The organism is Streptomyces abyssalis (genome assembly GCF_001751365.1).
GTDB classification, from domain to species: domain Bacteria; phylum Actinomycetota; class Actinomycetes; order Streptomycetales; family Streptomycetaceae; genus Streptomyces; species Streptomyces abyssalis.
In genome coordinates this window covers 1,571,511-1,591,508 of record NZ_LJGT01000038.1, presented here as the reverse complement: position 1 = coordinate 1,591,508, position 19,998 = coordinate 1,571,511, and the positions used below count along the sequence as shown (strand labels likewise).

Here is a 19,998-nt window from a genome sequence, read left to right as displayed (position 1 = left end):
CCTCCCGAGCCGCCCGTCACCCGCCGCACCCCGGCGGCCGAAGCCGTTCGCGCCACCCCCGGTGTGGCCGGTACCACTCCTTCGCAGCAGCTCGGCCGGAATGTGAGCGTGGGCGTCCGCGCTGTCGGGTAGGCACCCGCCCCGGGCAGGTGGCAGTGCCGCCCGCGGGTAGATTCGATGCGGAGAGGGCGCGCCGCGCCGCCGCGACCAGGGCATGCGACCAGGACAGAGGACGGGAGTGATACGCGTGGACCACCTCGCACTGCGGGGCCTTCGGGCCCGCGGGCATCACGGAGTCCTCGAGCGGGAACGGGAGGAGGGTCAGATCTTCGTCGTGGACGTGGAGCTCGGCCTCGACACCCGGCCCGCCGCGGGCGGCGACGACCTCACAAAGACCGTTCACTACGGCGTTCTGGCCGAGGAGATCGTCGGGATCGTCGAGGGAGAGCCCGTCGACCTGATCGAGACCCTCGCGGAGCGGATCGCCGACGCCTGTCTCTCGCACTCGCGCGTACAGGTGGCAGAGGTGGTCGTGCACAAGCCGGACGCCCCGATCACCGTGCCCTTCGACGACGTGACCATCACAATCAAGCGGAGCCGCGCATGACGCCGAACAGTGACCCGACCGTACAGCCGGTGCCCGCCTCCGTCGTGCATCAGGTGGATGCGGCCGACACCACTCTCCACAACCCGCAGCAGGCGGTGATCGCTCTCGGCAGCAATGTGGGCAACCGCCTGGAGCGGCTGCAGAGCGCTGTCGACGCGCTCGCCGACACCCCCGGGATGAAGGTCCTCGCGGTCTCGCCGGTCTACGAGACGGAGCCGTGGGGAGTCGATCCCGGCACCCAGGCCTCGTACTTCAACGCCGTCGTGCTCGTACGCACGACCCTGCCGCCCGGCTCTCTGCTGGAGCGCGGACACGCGATCGAGGAGGCCCTGGAACGGGTGCGGGACGAGCACTGGGGGCCGCGAACCATCGACGTCGACATCGTCTCCTACCAGGACGTCGTCTCCGACGACCCCGGACTGACGCTGCCTCACCCCCGGGCCCACGAACGGGCCTTCGTCCTCGTGCCGTGGCACGACGTGGACCCGGGTGCCGAAGTGCCGGGCCACGGTGCGGTGACGGAGCTGCTGGCCTCGCTCGGCCACGAAGGCGTCGCCGCCCGTACGGACCTGGAACTCAGCCTGCCCGAGTAGTCGTTGGGAACCCCGTGAAGGAACTGCGTATCCCCGTCCTTGCGGGTGTCTTCGTCGTCGCCGGGGTGCTGGCCTGGGCGGTCGCCCGGCTGTGGAGTTCGCTGGGCACGCTGCCGGCGGTGCCGGTCGCGGCCCCGGTCGTACTGGCGATCATCGCCACCGTGCTGCTGGCCACCGCTCTCTCACTGCGCTCCCGCCTCAAGGCACAGCGCGAACGCCAACCGGGCGCCAAGGGCGTGGATCCGATGATGGCGGCGCGGGCCGTCCTCTTCGGGCACGCCAGCGCACTGGTGGCCTCGCTGGTCTCCGGCATCTACGGAGGCGTCGGAGTGGCTCTGCTGATGGACCCGTCCGAGGCTCCGGCACGCCAGGACCAGACGGTCTACGCGGGCCTGTCCGTACTCGCCGGGATCGCGGTGGTGGTGACGGCGATCTTCCTTGAGCGGGTCTGCCGTCTCCCCGAGGACGACGACGACAGCCCCCCGGCTGCCACTGCCGCCTGACCGGCCCCGCCCTTCATCCCCCGCCCACCGCTCCACCCGTCCTCGCCGTCGATCAGCGCAGAATCAGGCTCATCGCCTCGGAACGCGTCGCGGCGTCCCGCAGCTGCCCGCGCACCGCGGACGTGAGCGTCTTGGCACCCGGCTTGCGTATACCGCGCATGGACATGCACATGTGCTCGCACTCGACGACGACGATCACCCCGCGCGGCTCGAGTATCCGCATCAGCGACTCGGCGATCTGCGTGGTCAGCCGCTCCTGGACCTGAGGCCGCCGGGCGTACACGTCGACGAGCCGTGCCAGCTTCGACAGGCCGGTGATCTTCCCGTCGGCGGACGGGATGTAGCCGACGTGCGCGACGCCGTGGAACGGCACCAGATGATGCTCACACGTGCTGAACACCTCGATGTCCTTCACCAGGACCATCTCGTCGTGCCCGAGGTCGAAGGTGGTCGTCAGCACCTCCTCGGGACGCTGGTGCAGACCCGCGAACAGCTCCTTGTACGCCCGCGTCACGCGGGCAGGAGTCTCCAGCAGACCCTCACGGTCCGGGTCCTCGCCGACTGCGATCAGCAGTTCGCGTACGGCGTTCTCCGCCCGCTTCTCATCGAAGTCGGACGGCTTGAAATCGCCCTCTCCACCGAGCGTCACCGGATCGGTCATGTGATGCCTCGTTCCTGGTACCTGCGTAAACAATCAGCCGCGCCCCCCAGGTCTCACAACCCGGGGGGCGCGGCTTGAATTCCACGGCCCGCTGTGGGCCGTCGCACAGGGACTGCTGCTAGTTCTCCGTCGGATCGACCGGCTCGACGATGGCGTCCGAGTCCCGCGGCCCGATCTCCTTGCCACCGCTCTTGTCGAGACTCGGAGCGGAGCCGTTCCCGTTACTCAGGGCCGGCGACGAGACCGGGGGACGCGTCGACGGCGTACGCCGTGAGGAGCCCGTCCATGCCGGCCGGCTGGGGCGCTTGACGACCGGAGCGAAGATCTCGGCGATCTCCTCCTTGCCCAGCGTCTCCTTCTCCAGCAGGGAGAGAACGAGGTTGTCGAGGACGTCGCGGTTCTCCACCAGGATTTCCCAGGCTTCGTTGTGCGCCGTCTCGATAAGGCTCTTGACCTCCTCGTCCACCAGCCCGGCGACCTCCTCGGAGTAGTCGCGCTGATGTCCCATCTCCTTGCCCAGGAAGGGCTCGGACTGGTCGGAGCCGAACTTGATCGCACCCAGCCGCTCGGTCATGCCGTACTGCGTGACCATGGCACGTGCCGTCGCCGTCGCCTTCTCGATGTCGTTCGCCGCGCCCGTCGTCGGGTCGTGGAAGACCAGCTCCTCGGCGGCGCGGCCGCCCAGCATGTAAGCGAGCTGGTCGAGCATCTCGTTGCGCGTGGTCGAGTACTTGTCCTCGTCCGGCAGAACCATCGTGTAGCCGAGGGCACGGCCTCTGGAGAGAATCGTGATCTTGTGTACGGGGTCGGAGTTCGGCGAAGCCGCCGCGACCAGGGCGTGCCCGCCCTCGTGGTACGCGGTGATCTTCTTCTCCTTGTCGCTCATGATCCGGGTCCGCTTCTGCGGTCCCGCCACGACTCTGTCGATCGCCTCGTCCAGATACCTGTTGTCGATCAGCTTCTGGTCGCCGCGCGCCGTGAGCAGCGCCGCCTCGTTCAGCACGTTGCTGAGGTCGGCACCGGTGAAGCCCGGCGTACGGCGGGCCACCGCGCCCAGATCCACGTCGGGCGCCATCGGCTTGCCCTTCTGGTGGACCTTGAGGATCTCGTGCCTGCCCTGCATGTCAGGACGGTCGACCGCGATCTGCCGGTCGAAGCGCCCGGGACGCAGCAGCGCGGGGTCGAGGATGTCGGGCCGGTTGGTGGCGGCGATCAGGATGACGCCGCCCTTGACGTCGAAGCCGTCCATCTCGACGAGCAGCTGGTTCAGGGTCTGCTCGCGCTCGTCGTGACCGCCGCCCATGCCGGCGCCGCGGTGACGGCCGACGGCGTCGATCTCGTCGACGAAGACGATCGCCGGGGCGTTCGCCTTGGCCTGCTCGAACAGGTCACGGACACGGGAGGCACCGACGCCGACGAACATCTCGACGAAGTCGGAGCCGGAGATCGAGTAGAACGGGACACCCGCCTCGCCCGCGACCGCGCGGGCCAGCAGCGTCTTACCCGTACCGGGCGGCCCGTACAGAAGCACACCCTTGGGGATCTTGGCGCCGACCGCCTGGAACTTGGCGGGCTCCTGCAGGAACTCCTTGATCTCCTGGAGCTCCTCGCACGCCTCGTCCGACCCCGCGACGTCCGAGAACGTCGTCTTCGGGGTGTCCTTGGTGATCAGCTTGGCCTTCGACTTGCCGAAGTTCATCACCCGGGAGCCGCCACCCTGCATCTGATTCATCAGGAACAGGAAGACGACGATGATGAGGACGAACGGCAGGAACGACAGCAGCATCCCGACGAACGGATTCTGCTGCTGCGGCGCGACCGTGTAGCCCTTGGTGATTTCCTTCTGGTCGAACTTGCTCTGGAGTTTCTTGGCGAGGTCGACACCCTGGTTGTCGATGTAACTCGCCTTGATCTTGTCGCTGTCCTCGACCTTGGCGCCGTCCTTGAGCTCGAGCTTCACGATCTGCTCATCGCCTGTCGTGAGCTCGGCGGACTTCACCTTGTCCTGGTCGATCGCCTGGACGACCTGTCCCGTGTCCACCGTCTTGTAGCCGCCGGACGAGCCGACGACCTGCATCAACACGACCACGGCGAGGACGGCCAGCACGATCCACATGACCGGCCCGCGGAAGTATCGCTTCACGTCCATCCATACGGAGCGCGTGCGCCCCGTCCCTCCTGCCACAGTGAGTTGAAAAGGCTGACCTTCGGACGGTACCTCAGCATTGTCTCAGGACGCCGCCGAGGACGGTCAAACAGAACCGTCCTGGCTCCTCCAACGGAGCGCGGCCCCGCATGGTTCCCGCTGGGTGCCGCCGTGCTCAGCCACCGTAGACGTGTGGGGAGAGCGTCCCGACGAACGGGAGGTTCCGGTACTTCTCCGCGTAGTCGAGGCCGTATCCCACCACGAACTCGTTGGGGATGTCGAAGCCCGCCCACTTCACGTCGATGGCCACCTTGGCGGCGTCCGGCTTCCGGAGCAAGGTGCAGACGTTGAGGGACGCCGGCTCACGCGAACCGAGGTTGGACAGCAGCCACGACAAGGTCAGACCGGAGTCGATGATGTCCTCGACGATGAGGACGTGCTTGCCCTTGATGTCGGTGTCGAGGTCCTTGAGGATCCGGACGACTCCCGAGGACTGCGTGCCCGCTCCGTAGGAGGAGACCGCCATCCAGTCCATGGTGACCGGCGTCGAAACGGCGCGCGCCAGGTCGGCCATCACCATCACGGCACCCTTGAGCACGCCGACGAGGAGCAACTCCCTGCCCTCGTACTCCTCGTCGATCTTGCCGGCCAGCTCGGCCAGCTTCGCTTCGATCTCTTCCTTCGTGATGAGCACCGACTTGAGGTCGGTGCCCATGTCCTTCTCGTCCACCCGCGCCGCTCCCGGTCGAGGTCTCCGGCCCACGCTGCCGCCGGCCCGGGACCGCCCTGGCGGGACGGTCAGCAGGTCGGTGTCGGCGGGGTCTGTGAGCCATGCCGGATGACCAGTCTGCCACCCTGCCTCGCGGCCTCGACACGCCCTGGCAGATTGATGGCACGCTGCCCGCGCCAGGCCGTGATCAGCCGGTCGACTTCTTCGAGATGGCGGGCGAAGAGCGAACCCGCCGGGGCACCCGCGGCGACGGCGGCGCGGCGCAGCACGCGGCGGCGGACTGCGGACGGGAGCGCGTAGAGCCGGGCGGTGTCCAGCTCCACGCCGTCCCAGCCGTCGGTGCCGGGCTGGTCGGTGCGTACGGACCGCTCGGCCTGGAGGGCCCAGGAGTCGAGCGCGTCGGCGTCGTCGCGGGAGAGGCGTGCGGTGCGGGCGAGCGCCTCGATCACGCCCTTGCCCAATGCTTTCTCCAGCATCGGCAGGGCCTCGTGACGCACGCGGGACCTTGTGTACGCGGGGTCGTCGTTGTGAGGGTCGTCCCAGACGGGGAGCGACTGGGCGAGGCAGGCCTTGCGGGTGGTCTGCCGGTCGATGGCGAGGAACGGCCGGCGGTAGCGGTCCGCGGGGCCGGTGACCTCCGCCATGCCGGACAGGGATCGGGTGCCGGAACCGCGGGCCAGTCCGAGGAGAACCGTCTCGGCCTGGTCGTCACGGGTGTGTCCGAGCAGCACGGCCTTGGCACCGCAGCGGTCGGCCATGTCGTCGAGCGCTGCGTACCGCGCCGTGCGCGCTGCGGCCTCGGGGCCGGTGTTCGTACGGCCGATGGTGATGGCGATCGATTCGACGGGATGGAGCCGGAGGGAGATCATCCGGTCGGCGACCTCCTGAGCGCGGTCGGCCGATCCGGACTGCAGGCCGTGGTCGACCGTCACGCCTCCCGCGCGGAGGCCGAGTCGGGGGGCTTCGAACGCGAGGGCGGAGGCGAGCGCCATGGAGTCGGCGCCGCCGGAACAGGCTACGAGGACGAGCGGGGGCTCGCCGGGGCTGCGAGTGTCGCCGGCTTTCTCACTGACGACTGCTTGTTCGCTGAGGACGTCGTGGAGTGCGCGGCGAACCGCGAGACGTATTGCAGCGACCGCGGGGTGGGGACCCATGTCCGATTCACTTCCTCGAAGAAAGTCTTGTCACGCTGAGTGTGTTGATGGTGACAGAGATGGAGGTGTTCCCAGAGCATCGCACGCGGGCCGGGCATTCTCGGTCCCTCGGACGAGTGATTACCGGGGCTTCCCGTGGTCCGTGCCCGCTCCGGAGAGTAGCCGCCGGGGCCGGGTGCGGACCCCGCTCCCGCATCCTCGCGCCTTCCCCGTTCTCCGGCCCTCACGTCCTCGCGCTGCACCCTCGCGTCACGGCTCCGGCGTACGGACCGGCGTACCTAGGGGACGTGCGGCCGGTCCGTGGGTCCCCTGCCCGTCCGGCTCCCGTCCCCGCGCTCAGCAGTCAGCGCGTCCGATCCGCGCTCCGCGGAGATCAGGAGCGCATTCGCGCGACCCAGTCGGCGGGCCGGCTGATCTCCGACTTCGTGGGGAGCGTGTTGGGCGAGGTCCAGACGCGGTTGAAGCCGTCCATGCCCAGGTCCTCGACGACGGCACGTACGAAGCGCTCGCCCTCGCGGTACTGGCGCAGCTTGGCGTCGAGGCCGAGGAGCTTGCGCAGCGCCTGGTCGAGCCGTCCGGCGCCGGTGGCCCGGCGCTTCTGGAACTTCTCGCGGATCTCCGCGACGCTCGGCACGACCTCCGGTCCGACGCCGTCCATCACGTAGTCCGCGTGGCCCTCCAGCAGGGACATCACGGCGGTGAGGCGGCCGAGGATCTCGCGCTGGGTGGGTGTCTGCACCAGTTCGGCGATGCCGGCCCGCTCGGTCTCCGCCGTCTGCTCCGTGCCCTCGGCGCTCTGCGCCCGGGAGCCGGAGAGGGACTGCGCCGCCTCGCGGAGGCGCTCCAGCAGCGTGGAGGGGTCCATGTCGGTCTCGCCGAGGAAGGACTGGATCTCGCCCTGGATGTGGTCGCGGAGCCAGGGGACGGCGGCGAACTGTGTGCGGTGCGTCTCCTCGTGCAGGCAGACCCAGAGGCGGAAGTCGTGCGGGTCGACCTCGAGTTCGCGTTCGACGTGCACGATGTTCGGCGCGACGAGGAGAAGGCGGCCGCTGCCGTCCGCTCCGCCGGGCAGTTCGCGCGTCGCCGGTGCGAAGGTCTCGTACTGACCGAGGACCCGGGAGGCCAGGAACGACAGCAGCATGCCGACCTCGACGCCCGTCACCTTGCCGCCGACCGCGCCCAGCACGGCCCCGCCGGGAGAGCCGGAGCGGCGCTCCTGGACCTTCTCCAGCAGGGGCGAGAGCAGCTCTCTGAAGCCCGCCACGTTCGCGCGCACCCAGCCGGGCCGGTCCACCACCAGGACCGGGGTGTCCGACTCCGAGGGGCGGTCGGGCTGCATGCGCGTGAATCCGCGGACGTGTTCCTCGGACGCCTTCGCATGGCGGCGAAGCTCCGAGACGACCGCCCGCGCTCCCTCGCGGCTCACTTCGGGACCCGGCCGTACGAGGCGGGTCGCGGTCGCGACCGCGAGATTCCAGTCGACCATCTCCACACCACCGAGGCTCGTCATGACTTCACGGTACGTGTCACTGCCGCCGGACGGGAGGCTGCACCGGCGAGGGCGGGGAGCGGGCCCGGGGCGCGCGGGGTCAGCTCCCGGACGGCGACTCGCGGCAGCCGCAGTTGGCGAGGGCCGCGGCGAGGCTGTCCAGTGAGCCCTGTGCGCCCTTGCCGTCGGTGCTGCCGGATGCCATGAACGCGAAGGCCAGCAGTCTGCCGTCGGCGTCGACGACGGTGCCCGCCAGCGTGTGCACGCCGGTCAGGGTCCCCGTCTTCGCGCGTACGAGACCGGCGCCCTGCTTGCCTTTGTCGCTGCCGTACCTGCTGTCGAGCGTGCCGGTGAAGTGGGCGACCGGCATGCCCGTCAGTACGGGGCGCAGGGCCGCGTGGCCGGGATCGGCGGCGCGTACGAGGAGGCTTGTGAGCAGCGCCGGCGAGACCTTGCCGTCGCGGTCGAGGCCGCTGCCGTCGGCGAAGCGGGCGCCCTTCAGCGGGACGTCGAGCTTGCCGAGGGTGCGGCGTACGGCCTTCCCGGCGCCCTTGAAGCTCGCGGGCTCGCCGGCGGCGAGGGCGGTCTGGCGGGCGAGGGCCTCGGCGATGTCGTTGTCGCTGTAGGTCAGCATCCGTTCGACGAGCGCGGAGACCGGCGCCGAGCGGTGTGCGGCCAGTTCCTTGGCCTTGCCGGGCGCCTTCGCCTCCTTCGGCTCGTTATCGACGTCGACGCCGTGTTCGCCGAGTGCGTCGGCGAAGGCCTCGGCAGCATCCTCGGCCGGATCGGTGGAGCGCGGGGCGGGACCGTGCGCGGGGGCGTCCCCGTCCTGCCCGTCGCCGGAGCCGGAGCCTCCCTTGAGGCGGGCCTCGTCGACCATGAGGGGGCTGACGGGTGCGAGGTTGTCGTTGGTGCCGATGGAGTGGCGGAGGGGGCCGCTGTAGCGCGAGGTGTCGTAACGGACGGAGATCTTGCCGCCGTCGTGGCCGCGCAGCTTGCGGGCCGTGTCGCGGGCGAGACCGTCGAGGGCGCCGGAGCTGAGGGTCGGGTCGCCGCCGCCGACGAGGACGACTTCGTCCTCGCCCTTGCCGCGTACCACCCGCGTGGTGATGCGGTGGTCGGCTCCGAGTGCGGTGAGCGCGGCCGCGGCGGTGGCGACCTTGACGGTGGAGGCCGGGGTGGCGGCGGTGCGGGGCTTGGAGCCGTACAGCTTCCGTCCGGTGGCGGCGTCGACGACCGAGACGCCGCGGTGCTTGCCCAAGTCGCCGTCCTTCAGCAGCGGTTCGAGGATGTCGGCCAGTGCTGCCTCGCTGGGCGGGGGAACACCTGCCGCACCGGGGCCGTGCGAGGGCTTGGCGTCGCGGCCGCCGCCCGCCGCGCCGCCCCGTACGGCCTCCATGTCCAGGGCCGCCAGCACGCGGGGCGCGCGCGGGGCGTCGCCGGTGTGGTTCCCGCCACTTCGGCCTTCCCGGGCGGCGGCCCGCGAACGCTCCGCCGTACGCTGGCCCGAGTCCCACGGTCCGCTCGTGGCCACCGCCGTGACGGCGAGCACCAGTCCGAGTGCGGCAGCACCGGCCGTCACTCCGGCGGTCTGCCGCTGCTGCGGAGTCGCGGTCCGCCAGTGCTGCCGGATCCGCCGCCCGTGACGACGGGCACGGGCCCGGACCTTCCGGTATGCCCGGATCGCGGTGTGACGCACCCCTGAGGCGGTGTCACGCACCTCGATCAGCCCCTTTCGCGCCCGTGTACGTGCGTGGGGGACACTTAATCACCAGATACATGTGCTGATCATTGAGGAGCCTTCCTTGGAGTTCGACGTCGTCATCGAGATCCCGAAGGGTTCGCGTAACAAGTACGAGGTGGATCACGTGACCGGGCGCATCCGTCTGGACCGGCACCTGTTCACCTCGACCGTGTACCCGGCCGACTACGGCTTCGTCGACCACACCCTCGGCGAGGACGGCGACCCGCTGGACGCCCTCGTGCTGCTCGATGAACCAACCTTTCCCGGCTGCATCATCAAGTCCCGCGCCATCGGGATGTTCCGCATGACGGACGAAGCGGGGGGCGACGACAAGCTGCTGTGCGTGCCGGCGTCCGACCCGCGGATGGAGCACCTGCGGGACATCCATCACGTGAGCGAGTTCGACCGGCTGGAGATCCAGCACTTCTTCGAGGTCTACAAGGACCTGGAGCCCGGCAAGTCCGTCGAGGGTGCGAACTGGGTCGGCCGCGCCGACGCCGAAGCCGAGGTCGAAGCGTCGATCAAGCGACTTGAGGCCCACGGCGACCACTGAAGCACCGGACCGGGTCCCGGGCGAGACGGGCGCGTACGAACGGCGTACTGACGGCACGCACACCGGGTGCGTCCCCATGGAGGGGGCGCACCCTTCGTGCGTACGGAGACGGGGCGGCCGGCCGCCCGTCTCCTGGTCACATTGCCGGCAGGGGCCCTAGAAGCCGCGGGTGCGCTTGGCGGCGCGGCGGCCGGGGAGCGGCGTCTCGACGCCGGGGCTCTTGATGAACAGCCGTGCCAGCTCGCCGCCCAGGTTGACGCCGATGGCGATGGCCAGGGCGAGGGCGACGGCCCGCGAGATGCTCAGGATGCCCTCGTCCATGTGGCCCTGGGCGATGTTGAGCAGCCCGAAGTAGGTCGCGCTACCGGGCAGCAGCGGTCCGATCGCCGCCGTGATGTACGGCAGCGACGAGGCGAACTGGTAGCGGGACATCAACTGCCCGAACAGGCCGACGAGTCCGGCCGCGGCGACGGTCGCCGGTACCTCGTCGATACTCACCGGCCGGTTGACCAGAGCGCCGTAGATCAGCCAGGCCACGCCGCCGTTGAGGGTGGCCAGCACCACGGTGTGACGTTCCTGCTGCAGCAGTACGCAGAAGGCCAGCGCCAGCAGCATCGCCGAGAAGAGCTGGAGCACGGGCCGGATGTCGCCCTGTGTGTTCTCCGGCGTGAGTTCCGCGCCCAGTTCGGAGCCGATGTAGAGCATCACCAGCACGCCGCCGACGATGCCGACGATGAGGTAGATGACCTCCAGCAGGCGGGCCGCCGCGGTGATGTAGAAGCCGGTCAGCCCGTCGTGCACCGCGGCTACCAGGGCCCGGCCGGGGATCAGTGCGAAGAGGCCACCGGTGATGACGGCCGCGGCCTTCAGCCTCGTGTCGTTCGACGAGCCCGCCAGCGCCACAGCGACGCCCATCGCCGCAGGCGGCACGGCCGCGACCGCGAACTGGTAGAACTCCGGCAGTCCGCGCCCTGCGCACAGCCATGCGAGCCTGTCGCCGAGCATCGCTCCGACCGCCGCCAGCACGAAGACGAGGCCGTCGCCGCCGACGAGCAGTGACGCGGCGCCGGAGAGCGTGCCGCTCGCGAGAGTCAGTGCGTTCTTGGAGTACGGGTGCCGGTTGCGGCGCATGGCGGCCAGACGCCGGTAGGACTCCTCCAGCGTGACGTCGCCCTTGGTGATGTCGTCCACCAGCCGGAAGACGGCCGCGAGCCGCGTGTAGTCGGTGCCGCGGCGGCGCACGGTACGTCCGACCGTCACCGGGTCGTCGACCAGCGAGGGCTGGTGCGTGATGGAGATCAACGTGAAGGTGACCGTGGGCTCGCAGCGGTCCAGCCCGTAAGCGTGCGCCACACCGAACATCGCCGCCTCGACGTCCTCGGCGCCCTCACCGCCCGCGAGCAGCAGCTCGCCGATGCGGAGGGTGAGGTCGAGCACGCGCGGCACGGCCGGGCCCGTCTCGGCGTCCTCGGGACGGCTCACCCGCTCCGGTGCCGGGCGTTCGGCCAGCGGCATCCGGATCATGGTCCGCATGCGGTCCTGCCAGGGCACGCCCGGCTTGATCAGGGAGACCTTCGGAATGCCCTCGGGCGGGGTGAAGGCGCTGCCGTGCTCCGGCGGCGGCGACGTCAACAGCCCTTCGGGGACGGCGAATTCCGAGCTGGGGTGCTCGTCGTCCGGCAGAGGCGGGAGAGGCATTCCCTGCGGCGGCGTGAACGCGCTGCGCACCTCTTCGGCGAGTTGCTGCCTGGCCTCCTCCGAGGAGTCCCCGTTCTCCGCCGACCGGCCGTTCCGCTTCGGCTCCCCGACCACTCTCTGCCCGCTCCCTCACACTTGCGTCTACGGCCTTCGCCCGCTTCCGCCCGATGGTCCGAGCATAAGGTCGCTCCCGTATCGAGGTCCCGGTCAGGGTGCCCGTACGGGGCAGCCGGCACGGGTGTGAGAGACACGGGGGCGGACGCCGGCGGCGCCGGGCCGTAGGCGCCTCGGGGCCGTGCGGTGCGGGCCTGGCGGGCGGCGTCCCGGTGCCGGCGGCACGGGCGGGCGCCGGCGAGGCAGCGGGAGCGTGAGGAACACCACGGACGGGACGGGCGGCCGGGCGGCCGGGCGGCCGCACGTGCTCCGCGCGGGCACGAACCCCCGCCGCCTCACACGGGGTTGACGAACAGTTCGCGTACGGGCCCTGCCGTGGCGGGCATCGGATCGCACCGGATTCCGCTTGGCGGCGGCGCCCGTCCACGTGCCCGGCGTCGGCCGCCCGGCAGGCCGAAGAGCCGGCTCACTGCTCCGCGTACGGGTTTCCGGTGCCCGGCGGCAGCACGTTGACCTGCCGGTCGCCCTCGCCGGCCATCACGAACGCGCCGTTCCGCAGCCGCTGCACCAGGCCGCGCGCCCACTGCGCGCCGCTGTCGGCGTTGTGCACCCAGAGCTTCATGATCTCGCCGATGTGACCCCACTCCTCCGGGGTGCTCTGCTCGGGCGTCCAGTGCCGCGTGACCTCCTGCCGCCACTCCTCCAGCGCCGCGATGCGCTTCTCGAGCAGCGCGACCGCCTCCTCGCGCGGCAGGTCGACGATGAAGCCGACGCCGGAGGTGAGCATGTCCTGCTTCTCGTCGATGGCCGTGAGCGCGTGCCGGAGCAGTTTCATGAACTCGGCCTCGCCGGCGCCGGTCAGTTCGTACTGCGTGCGGGGCGGGCCCCCCGCGGTGCTCGGCGCGGTCTCGTACGGGTGGAGCAGGCCCTGCTTGGCCAGCTGCTTGAGCGCGTGGTAGATCGAGCCCGGCTTGGCGTTGGACCACTCGTGCGCGCCCCAGAACTCCAGGTCGTTGCGGACCATGTAGCCGTGTGCCCGCCCGTGCTGGCGCACCGCCCCGAGCACCAGCAGCCGGATCGCCGACATCGTCCCTCGTCCCTCGCTTCAAACGCCCGCAGCCTCCGCGGTGCCCGCCCGCGCCGCCGCCAGCCTAGACGGGCGGGACGCGGGCGCCGCTGGAGGCTGCCGGGTCAGGCCAGGGCCGGACCGGCTACTTCAGGGGCTCGCTGCCGAAGGCCGCCCAGTCAGGCTCGGGCATCGCACCCGTTTCGAAGACGAGGTCGAAGGCGCCCTTGCCGTCGATGCTCTCCCTGATCACATCGGCATGGCCCGCGTGCCGTGCCGTCTCCTCGATGAGGTGCAGCAGCCCGTACCGCCAGGAGCGCTTGCCGCCCTCGTCCCAGGGGACCTTCGGGGAGTCGAACGTCTCGTCCAGGGAGCCGATGGCGCGTACGGCCGCGTCGGTCTCCTGCGCGGCCCGGGTGTACAGGTCCAGCAGCGATTCGACGGTCTCGTCCTCGTGCGGGGTGAAGCTGTCCTCCCACTCGGCGGCGGCCGCCGTGAAGTCGTAGTCCTGGCCGTCCGCCTGGAAGGTGCGGAGCCAGCCCCGCTCCCCGTACGTCACGTGTTTGAGCACCCCCGCGAGCGAGAGCGCGCTGGCCGAGGGGACGCTGCGTGCCTGCTCCTCGGTCAGCCCGTGCAGTGCCCGCCTGATTCCGCCGCGCTGTGCATCCAGGTACGCCAGGAGCGCGCCGCGCTCGTCGCCGGGTGCCTCGGGCTTCACCACTACGGGCATGGTCGTCACCTTCCGCCAGGAGCCGCCCCTGTACGGCGCCTCTCGATGACGACCACGCTATGAGGGCTTGCGGTCAGGGAGTGTCCTCAAGCCGGCCCGGACCGGTCGGCGTCCGGACGCGGTCAGAAGGGGAAGCCGCTGCGGTCGTGCTGGATGGAGATCCACTTGGTGGTGGTGAAGGCGTCCACCATCTGTTCGCCGTTGAGCCTGCCCAGACCGGAGTTCTTCTCGCCGCCGAACGGGACGATCGGCTCGTCGGCGACAGTGGTGTCGTTGATGTGCACCATGCCGGTCTCGATCCGGTGGGCCATGCGCAGACCGCGGTCGATGTTGCCCGTGTGCACCGCGCCGCCGAGGCCGTACGGGGTGTCGTTGGCGACCCGCACTGCCTCGTCGTCGCCGTCCACCGGGATGACCAGCGCCACGGGGCCGAGGATCTCCTCGCGGAGGGCGGGAGAGCCGTCGGGCAGGTCCGTGAGGATGCTGGGCGAGACGAGGTTGCCCTGCTTGGTGCCGCGTACGAGGGCGGTGGCGCCGTCCTCGATGGTGCGCTCCACGAGGGAGTTGACCTTGTCGGCCTGAACGGCGTTGATGAGCGGGCCGATCTGTGTGTCCGGGTCCCTCGGGTCGCCGACCTTGAGGGTCTCGACCTTGGCGGTGAACTTCTCGTTGAACGTCTTGCAGATGTCCCGGTCGACGATGATGCGGTTGGCCGACATGCACACCTGGCCCTGGTGCACGAAGCGGCTGAAGACGGCGGCGTCAACCGCGTAGTCGACGTCGGCGTCGTCGAGGACGATGAGTGCGCTGTTGCCGCCCATCTCCAGCACGGTGCGCTTGAAGTGCGAGGCGGCGACGGTGGCGACCTGGCGGCCGACCGGCTCCGAGCCGGTGAAGGAGATGACCTTCGGCACCGGGTGCGCGATGAAGGTGTCGCCGATCTCGGCGGTGTCGGTGATCACCACGTTCAGCAGGCCCGGCGGGAGGCCCGCCTCCTCCAGTACCCACGCGACCAGCGAACCGCCGCACACCGGCGAGTTCTGGTGGGGCTTGAGCACGACGGCGTTACCGAGTGCGAGCGCCGGCGTAATCGTCTTCAGCGAGAGCAGGAACGGGAAGTGGAACGGGGTGACGACACCGACGACGCCCACGGGGACGCGGTGCACCCGGTTCTCCTTGCCGTCGATGGGCGACGGCACGATGCGGCCCTCGGCGCGGAGCGCCAAGTGGACGGCCTCGCGCAGGAATTCCTTGGTCTGGTGGAGCTCGATGTCCGCCTTGAGGCGCGTGCCGCCGACCTCGGAGATCAGGGCCTCGCTGATCTCCTGCTCGTTGTCCTCGATGATGCGGATCGCACGCTCGAACACCTGCCGCCGGGTGTACGGATTCGTCTTCGCCCAGTCGCGCTGGTGGCGTTGGGCGGCACGGTAGGCGTGGTCGACCTCTTCGGCGGTGGCGACCGTGATGGCGGCGAGCTTGTCGTCGTTGTACGGGTCGAAGTCGATGATGTCCCAGGAACCGCTTCCCTCGCACCACTGGCCGTCTATGTACTGAAGCGCCAGGTCCGTGAAGTAGGACATGTCATTCCTTCGTGGGGCAGGAACAAGCTGAGCAATGCCGCCTGGGGCCGCAGCACAGCACAACTCCGTACTGATGACTGGTCATCGTACTTGCAATTCAGCCGAGTTGCCGTATTGCCTGCAGATGATCGCGCGTACGCGACGGGGAGAGACTGTCCTTCACCAATCGACTCAACACCTGGTCATAGTGAGCGACTTCATCTTTCTTGTCCAGGTAAAGAGCACTGGTCAGCTGCTCCAGGTAGACGACATCGTTGAGGTCCGACTCGGGGAAGCGCAGCAGCGTGAAAGCACCGCTCTCGGCGGGGTGCCCGCCCAGCTCGAACGGGACGACCTGGACGATGATGTTGGGTGATTCCGAGACCTCGGCGAGATGGCGCAGCTGAGCGTCCATGATCGCGTGCGAGCCGAACGGGCGGCGCAGCGCGGCCTCGTCGAGGATGCAGAGGAACTTCGGGGCGTTCTCACCGAGCAGGAGCTTCTGCCGCTCGATACGGAGAGCGACCCGGCGCTCGATCTCGTCGTGCGGGATGTGGCTCTGGTGGCCGGCGGTGACGACGGCCTGTGCGTACTCCTGCGTCTGCAACAGGCCGTGCACGAACTGCACTTCGTAGGTGTTGATGTGGGAGGCGGAGCCCTCCAGGCCGACGTACGTCTGGAACCAGCCGGGCAGGACGTCGCTGTAGCTGTGCCACCACCCGGCTATGCTCGAATCTCTCGCGAGACCCAGCAGCGGCTCGCGCTCGGTGTCGTCGACCACTCCGTAGAGCGTCAGCAGATCGGCCACGTCGCGGGCCTTGAAGCTCACACGGCCCAACTCCATCCTGCTGATCTTGGATTCGGACGCACGGATCGAATAACCGGCGGCCTCGCGGGTGACCCCGCACGCTTCGCGGAGGCGGCGGAGCTGGGATCCGAGCAGAATGCGCCGCACCATGGACCCGCTTGAGCCACTCGCCCCGATTGCGCCGCTGCTCGCACCCATTGCCGGTTGTGTCTCCATTTTCGAGAAACCCTTCACCCTGCTCTGAAGGAAGTGTGCCATCAATGCGCTCCGTTGCGTGCCCGGGTGATTACACACGATCGAAAGTCTCTCGTGCACGTGCATCTGCCCTTGCATCTGCCGTGGGCATTGGGAACCATAGGGATCGCACAAGTGCGCTGCATGCCAGCACAGTTGTGACACACGGGGAACGGCGAACGAGGAACAGCGAGACCCATCGGGACAGCAAGCCGACCGGATCCACACAGGATCATCACTGCCGCAACGCCAGGAGTGGCTCGTCATGGGGACCGAAGGATCGACCGTGCTGGAGCCCATGTGGCGTGGCCTCCCGCACCTCGGCCACTCGACCGTCTCCGGGTCCGCCACATGCGCACTGCCCGCGCGTTTCGACGCGGTGAAGAGCGCACGGGACTTCACCCACGAGACCCTGCAACGCTGGCGGCTGGAAGGCGAGTTCGACACCGTCGCCCTGGTCGTCTCCGAGCTGGTGACCAACGCCCTGCGCCACGGGCTGCCGGCTTCAATCGCACCCGCGCCGGAGCCGGCCGCTCCGGTGAGACTCGACCTGATGCGGTGGGCGGCGCGGCTGGTGTGTGCCGTACGCGACCCGAGCGGCGCGCCGCCCGAGACCACCAACAACTGCACCGAGTTCGCGGACTTCACCGCCGAGTCCGGGCGCGGCCTGTGCCTGGTCGAGTCCTTCAGCGACGGCTGGGGCTGGCACCCGATGACGGGCATGATGCGCGGCAAGGTGGTGTGGGCGCTCTTCCGGCTGACCTCCGTGCGCTCCGCCTGAGGCACTCACGCCCGCGGCGTCGCTGCCGTGAAGCGCGGAGGCAAGGCCCGCAGCCGTGAAGCCCGCAGCCGATCGCCCTGGCCCAAGACCCTCCGCCCGTACGTGACTTCGCGCCACGGGCGGCTCAACCTCCGCCGCGCCGCGTGCGTCTTCCCGTGCGGCCCCGGCGCCGCGCCGCGGGGGCCGGCCCGCTCAGGCCCTGTCCGAACAGGACCTACTCCTGCACGAGGTGGTCGAACTCGCCGTCCTTGACGCCGAGGAGCATCGCTTCGACCTCCGCGGGTGTGTAGACCAGCGCCGGACCGTCCGGAAAGCGTGAGTTCCGTACGGCTATGTCGCCGCCGGGCAGCCTTGCGAACTCCACGCAGGTGCCCTGCGAGTTGCTGTGCCGGCTCTTCTGCCACTCGGCCCCGTGCAGGTCCCTCGCGGCCATGCCGTTGTACGGGTGAGGCACTTGGATCTCCCGGGCTGGTGCGGTGGGGGGTGTCGCACAGTGCGCGGTACGGACACCGATGTCCGTCAACTGCCCTGGATCATAACCTCGTTCATGTGCCTATGCATGTGCCGATGCACGTGCACGACACCCTGTCGCTGCCCCATCACAGCCGGTCAAAGCCCCTTGCAGACCGCTGACCACCCATCACCCGGAGTCCTCCGGTTCCGTTTTCCGCGGCGTCCGGGGCGGTACGCCGCCTCCTGCCCCGCCTCCGCGACGGTGAACTCCTGCTGCGCGCCTGAGACCCGAAACCCTCGCCTCTTGACTTCAAGGAAACTTCAACTTCTAGGTTCGTCCAGGTACCGACCACACCGTCACCGGCACCCGCAGGAGAGACCATGAGCATGGAGACGACCGCGTGGCACGCGCTCTACGCCTCGCGCTACGCCCAGCAGGACAAGCGCCCCTTCTCGCGGGCAGCCCTCGCCCGCATCCTTCGCTTCGCCCGCGGCCACCGCAGGGCGCTCGTCGCGTTCCTGGTCGGCAGCAGCGCGCTGGCCCTGCTCACCGTCGCCACTCCCCTCCTGGCGGGCAGGGTCGTCAACGCCATCACCGGCGGCGCCGCGGTCCGTACCGTCGTCGTGCTCTCCTCGGTGATCGCGCTCATCGCCGTCGCCGAGGCCGCAGCCGGGCTCCTCACACGCTGGCTGTCGGCCCGTATCGGGGAGGGTCTCATCCTCGATCTGCGCAGGGCGGTGTACGACCATGTACAGCGTCTGCCCGTGGCGTTCTTCACACGCACACGCACGGGCGCACTCGTCAGCCGGCTCAACAACGACGTGATCGGGGCGCAGCGCGCCTTCAGCAACACCCTCTCCCAGGTGGTCAGCAACCTCGTCACGCTGCTGGCGACCCTCGTGGTGATGCTCCGCCTGTCATGGGAGATCACGCTGCTCACGCTCGTACTGCTGCCGCTCTTCGTGCTGCCCGCCCGGCGGATGGGTGCGCGGTTCGCCCGCCTGGAGCGTGAACGGGCCGACCACAACGCCGCGATGGGCAACCAGATGACCGAGCGCTTCTCGGCCCCGGGCGCCACGCTCGTCAAGCTCTTCGGGCGTCCGCAGGAGGAGTCGGCCGAGTTCGCACGCCGGGCCGGGCGGGTTCGGGACATCGGCGTCCGTACGGCGATGGTCCAGCACCTCTTCATCACCTCGCTCACGCTCGTCTCCGCCCTCGCGCTCGCCCTGGTGTACGGGCTCGGCGGCTACCACGCGCTGCGCGGCACCCTCGACGCGGGCACCGTCGTATCCCTCGCGCTGCTGCTCACGAGGCTGTACGCGCCGCTGACCTCGCTCGCCGGTGCCCGGGTCGAGGTGATGAGCGCGCTGGTGAGCTTCCAGCGGGTCTTCGAAGTCCTCGACCTGAAGCCGCTGATCGACGAGAAGCCGGACGCGGAGAGGGTGCCGGAGGGGCCGGTCTCCGTCGAGTTCGACGATGTGCGCTTCGCCTACCCGTCGGCCGAGAAGGTCTCGCTCGCCTCGCTCGAGGACGTCGCCACCCTCGACACCCGCGGCGGCGAGGAGGTCCTGCACGGCGTCTCCTTCCGCGCGGAGCCCGGGCAGATGGTGGCGCTGGTCGGCTCCTCCGGGGCGGGCAAGTCCACCATCGCGTCCCTGGCACCGCGGCTCTACGACGCAGACAGCGGCACCGTGCGGATCGCCGGCACGGACGTACGCGATCTGACCGCGGAGTCGCTGCGCCACACCCTCGGCATGGTCACCCAGGACGGGCACCTCTTCCACGAGACCATCCGCGCCAACCTGCTGCTGCCGCGTCCCGGCGCCACCGACGACGAACTGTGGGACGCGCTGCGCCGGGCACGCCTCGACGGCCTGATCGCCTCGCTGCCCGACGGGCTCGACACCGTCGTCGGCGAACGCGGCTACCGGCTCTCCGGCGGTGAGCGGCAGCGGCTCACGATCGCCCGGCTGCTGCTGGCCAAGCCGCGCGTCGTGATCCTCGACGAGGCGACCGCCCACCTCGACTCGACGTCGGAGGCCGCCGTGCAGGAGGCCCTGGGCGAGGCGCTCGCCGGACGCACATCCGTGGTGATCGCGCACCGGCTGTCGACCGTACGGGCCGCGGATCTCATCCTCGTCCTGGAGAGCGGACGCATCGTGGAGCGTGGTACGCACGAGGAGCTGCTGGCCCTCGGCGGACGCTACGAGCAGCTCCACCGCACGCAGTTCAGCGAACGGCCCCCGCTGCCGGAGGGGAATCTGCCGCAGGCCCGGACGACCACCGGCACCGGCCACGCACAGCCGAAGGCCGCGTCACCCGTGCAGAGCAGCCCAGCGGGCGGTGCGACCGGGCCGAGCGCACGCTGAGCACA

The 19,998-nt window shown here is 69.8% G+C and carries 18 protein-coding genes; 6 read left to right on the top strand and 12 right to left on the bottom strand.

Going from position 1 to position 19,998, the window contains the following annotated elements; genetic code table 11:
* The first annotated feature begins 247 nt into the window (after positions 1-247).
* The 3 genes from folB to AN215_RS14245 are packed head-to-tail and all read left to right on the top strand — an operon-like array spanning position 248 to position 1,703.
* Positions 248-607 carry a dihydroneopterin aldolase gene (gene folB, locus AN215_RS14255; RefSeq protein WP_070009583.1) on the top strand — a complete coding sequence of 120 codons (360 nt, stop codon included), beginning with the start codon at positions 248-250 and terminating at the stop codon, positions 605-607.
* Complete coding sequence (gene folK, locus AN215_RS14250; RefSeq protein WP_070009444.1) at positions 604-1,200, top strand: 2-amino-4-hydroxy-6-hydroxymethyldihydropteridine diphosphokinase; 597 nt, start codon at positions 604-606, stop codon at positions 1,198-1,200. Before folB ends, folK begins: the two co-directional genes overlap by 4 nt.
* Positions 1,201-1,214: 14 nt before the next feature.
* A complete protein-coding gene (locus tag AN215_RS14245) occupies positions 1,215-1,703 on the top strand; it encodes a DUF3180 domain-containing protein (RefSeq protein ID WP_070009443.1) in 489 nt (162 codons plus the stop codon).
* 52 nt (positions 1,704-1,755) lie between these two features.
* Here AN215_RS14245 and folE read toward each other — a convergent pair whose 3' ends face one another.
* From folE to dacB, 6 genes are all read right to left on the bottom strand, one after another.
* A complete protein-coding gene (gene folE / locus AN215_RS14240; protein ID WP_070009442.1) occupies positions 1,756-2,364 on the bottom strand; it encodes a GTP cyclohydrolase I FolE in 609 nt (202 codons plus the stop codon).
* A 118-nt stretch (positions 2,365-2,482) separates the two neighbouring features.
* Positions 2,483-4,513, bottom strand: a complete 2,031-nt coding sequence (ftsH, locus tag AN215_RS14235) for an ATP-dependent zinc metalloprotease FtsH (RefSeq protein WP_070009441.1) — start codon at positions 4,511-4,513, stop codon at positions 2,483-2,485.
* 172 nt (positions 4,514-4,685) lie between these two features.
* On the bottom strand, positions 4,686-5,225 hold the full coding sequence (gene hpt / locus AN215_RS14230) for a hypoxanthine phosphoribosyltransferase (RefSeq protein ID WP_070009582.1): 540 nt from the start codon (positions 5,223-5,225) through the stop codon (positions 4,686-4,688).
* Between the two features lie 83 nt (positions 5,226-5,308).
* Positions 5,309-6,394: a tRNA lysidine(34) synthetase TilS gene (gene tilS / locus AN215_RS14225; RefSeq protein WP_070009440.1), complete on the bottom strand. Its 1,086-nt coding sequence runs from the start codon at positions 6,392-6,394 to the stop codon at positions 5,309-5,311.
* A 373-nt stretch (positions 6,395-6,767) separates the two neighbouring features.
* On the bottom strand, positions 6,768-7,904 hold the full coding sequence (locus AN215_RS14220; RefSeq protein ID WP_070009439.1) for a zinc-dependent metalloprotease: 1,137 nt from the start codon (positions 7,902-7,904) through the stop codon (positions 6,768-6,770).
* A 79-nt stretch (positions 7,905-7,983) separates the two neighbouring features.
* Complete coding sequence (dacB, locus tag AN215_RS14215) at positions 7,984-9,603, bottom strand: D-alanyl-D-alanine carboxypeptidase/D-alanyl-D-alanine endopeptidase (RefSeq protein WP_070009438.1); 1,620 nt, start codon at positions 9,601-9,603, stop codon at positions 7,984-7,986.
* Positions 9,604-9,688: 85 nt separating this feature from the next.
* On the opposite strand from dacB, the gene AN215_RS14210 reads away from it, so the two are divergent.
* A complete protein-coding gene (locus AN215_RS14210) occupies positions 9,689-10,180 on the top strand; it encodes an inorganic diphosphatase (protein WP_070009437.1) in 492 nt (163 codons plus the stop codon).
* A gap of 156 nt (positions 10,181-10,336) precedes the next feature.
* Here the strand turns inward: AN215_RS14210 and AN215_RS14205 are convergent, their stop codons facing one another.
* The 5 genes from AN215_RS14205 to AN215_RS14185 all read right to left on the bottom strand — a co-directional run bounded on the left by AN215_RS14205 (position 10,337) and on the right by AN215_RS14185 (position 16,305).
* Positions 10,337-11,992: a threonine/serine exporter family protein gene (locus tag AN215_RS14205; protein ID WP_070009436.1), complete on the bottom strand. Its 1,656-nt coding sequence runs from the start codon at positions 11,990-11,992 to the stop codon at positions 10,337-10,339.
* A 466-nt stretch (positions 11,993-12,458) separates the two neighbouring features.
* Positions 12,459-13,079, bottom strand: coding sequence for a PadR family transcriptional regulator (locus AN215_RS14200; protein ID WP_070009435.1), 621 nt, complete (start codon positions 13,077-13,079; stop codon positions 12,459-12,461).
* A 124-nt stretch (positions 13,080-13,203) separates the two neighbouring features.
* Positions 13,204-13,788, bottom strand: coding sequence for a DinB family protein (locus AN215_RS14195; protein WP_070009434.1), 585 nt, complete (start codon positions 13,786-13,788; stop codon positions 13,204-13,206).
* A gap of 122 nt (positions 13,789-13,910) precedes the next feature.
* Complete coding sequence (locus AN215_RS14190) at positions 13,911-15,368, bottom strand: aldehyde dehydrogenase family protein (protein WP_070009433.1); 1,458 nt, start codon at positions 15,366-15,368, stop codon at positions 13,911-13,913.
* A gap of 97 nt (positions 15,369-15,465) precedes the next feature.
* Positions 15,466-16,305: a Sco1979 family transcriptional regulator gene (locus tag AN215_RS14185; RefSeq protein WP_245694440.1), complete on the bottom strand. Its 840-nt coding sequence runs from the start codon at positions 16,303-16,305 to the stop codon at positions 15,466-15,468.
* A gap of 349 nt (positions 16,306-16,654) precedes the next feature.
* Between AN215_RS14185 and AN215_RS14180 the strand changes: the two genes are divergently transcribed.
* The gene (locus tag AN215_RS14180) at positions 16,655-17,170 is read left to right on the top strand and encodes an ATP-binding protein (RefSeq protein WP_070009431.1); all 516 of its coding nucleotides are present in this window, start codon (positions 16,655-16,657) and stop codon (positions 17,168-17,170) included.
* Between the two features lie 214 nt (positions 17,171-17,384).
* On the opposite strand, the gene AN215_RS14175 is transcribed toward AN215_RS14180, so the two are convergent.
* Entirely contained in the window at positions 17,385-17,624 is a 240-nt protein-coding gene (locus tag AN215_RS14175) for a DUF397 domain-containing protein (RefSeq protein ID WP_070009430.1), read from the bottom strand.
* 380 nt (positions 17,625-18,004) lie between these two features.
* Between AN215_RS14175 and AN215_RS14170 the strand changes: the two genes are divergently transcribed.
* Positions 18,005-19,993 (top strand): ABC transporter ATP-binding protein, encoded by a 1,989-nt coding sequence (locus AN215_RS14170; RefSeq protein WP_079122968.1) that lies wholly within the window; start codon positions 18,005-18,007, stop codon positions 19,991-19,993.
* Positions 19,994-19,998: the final 5 nt, after the last annotated feature.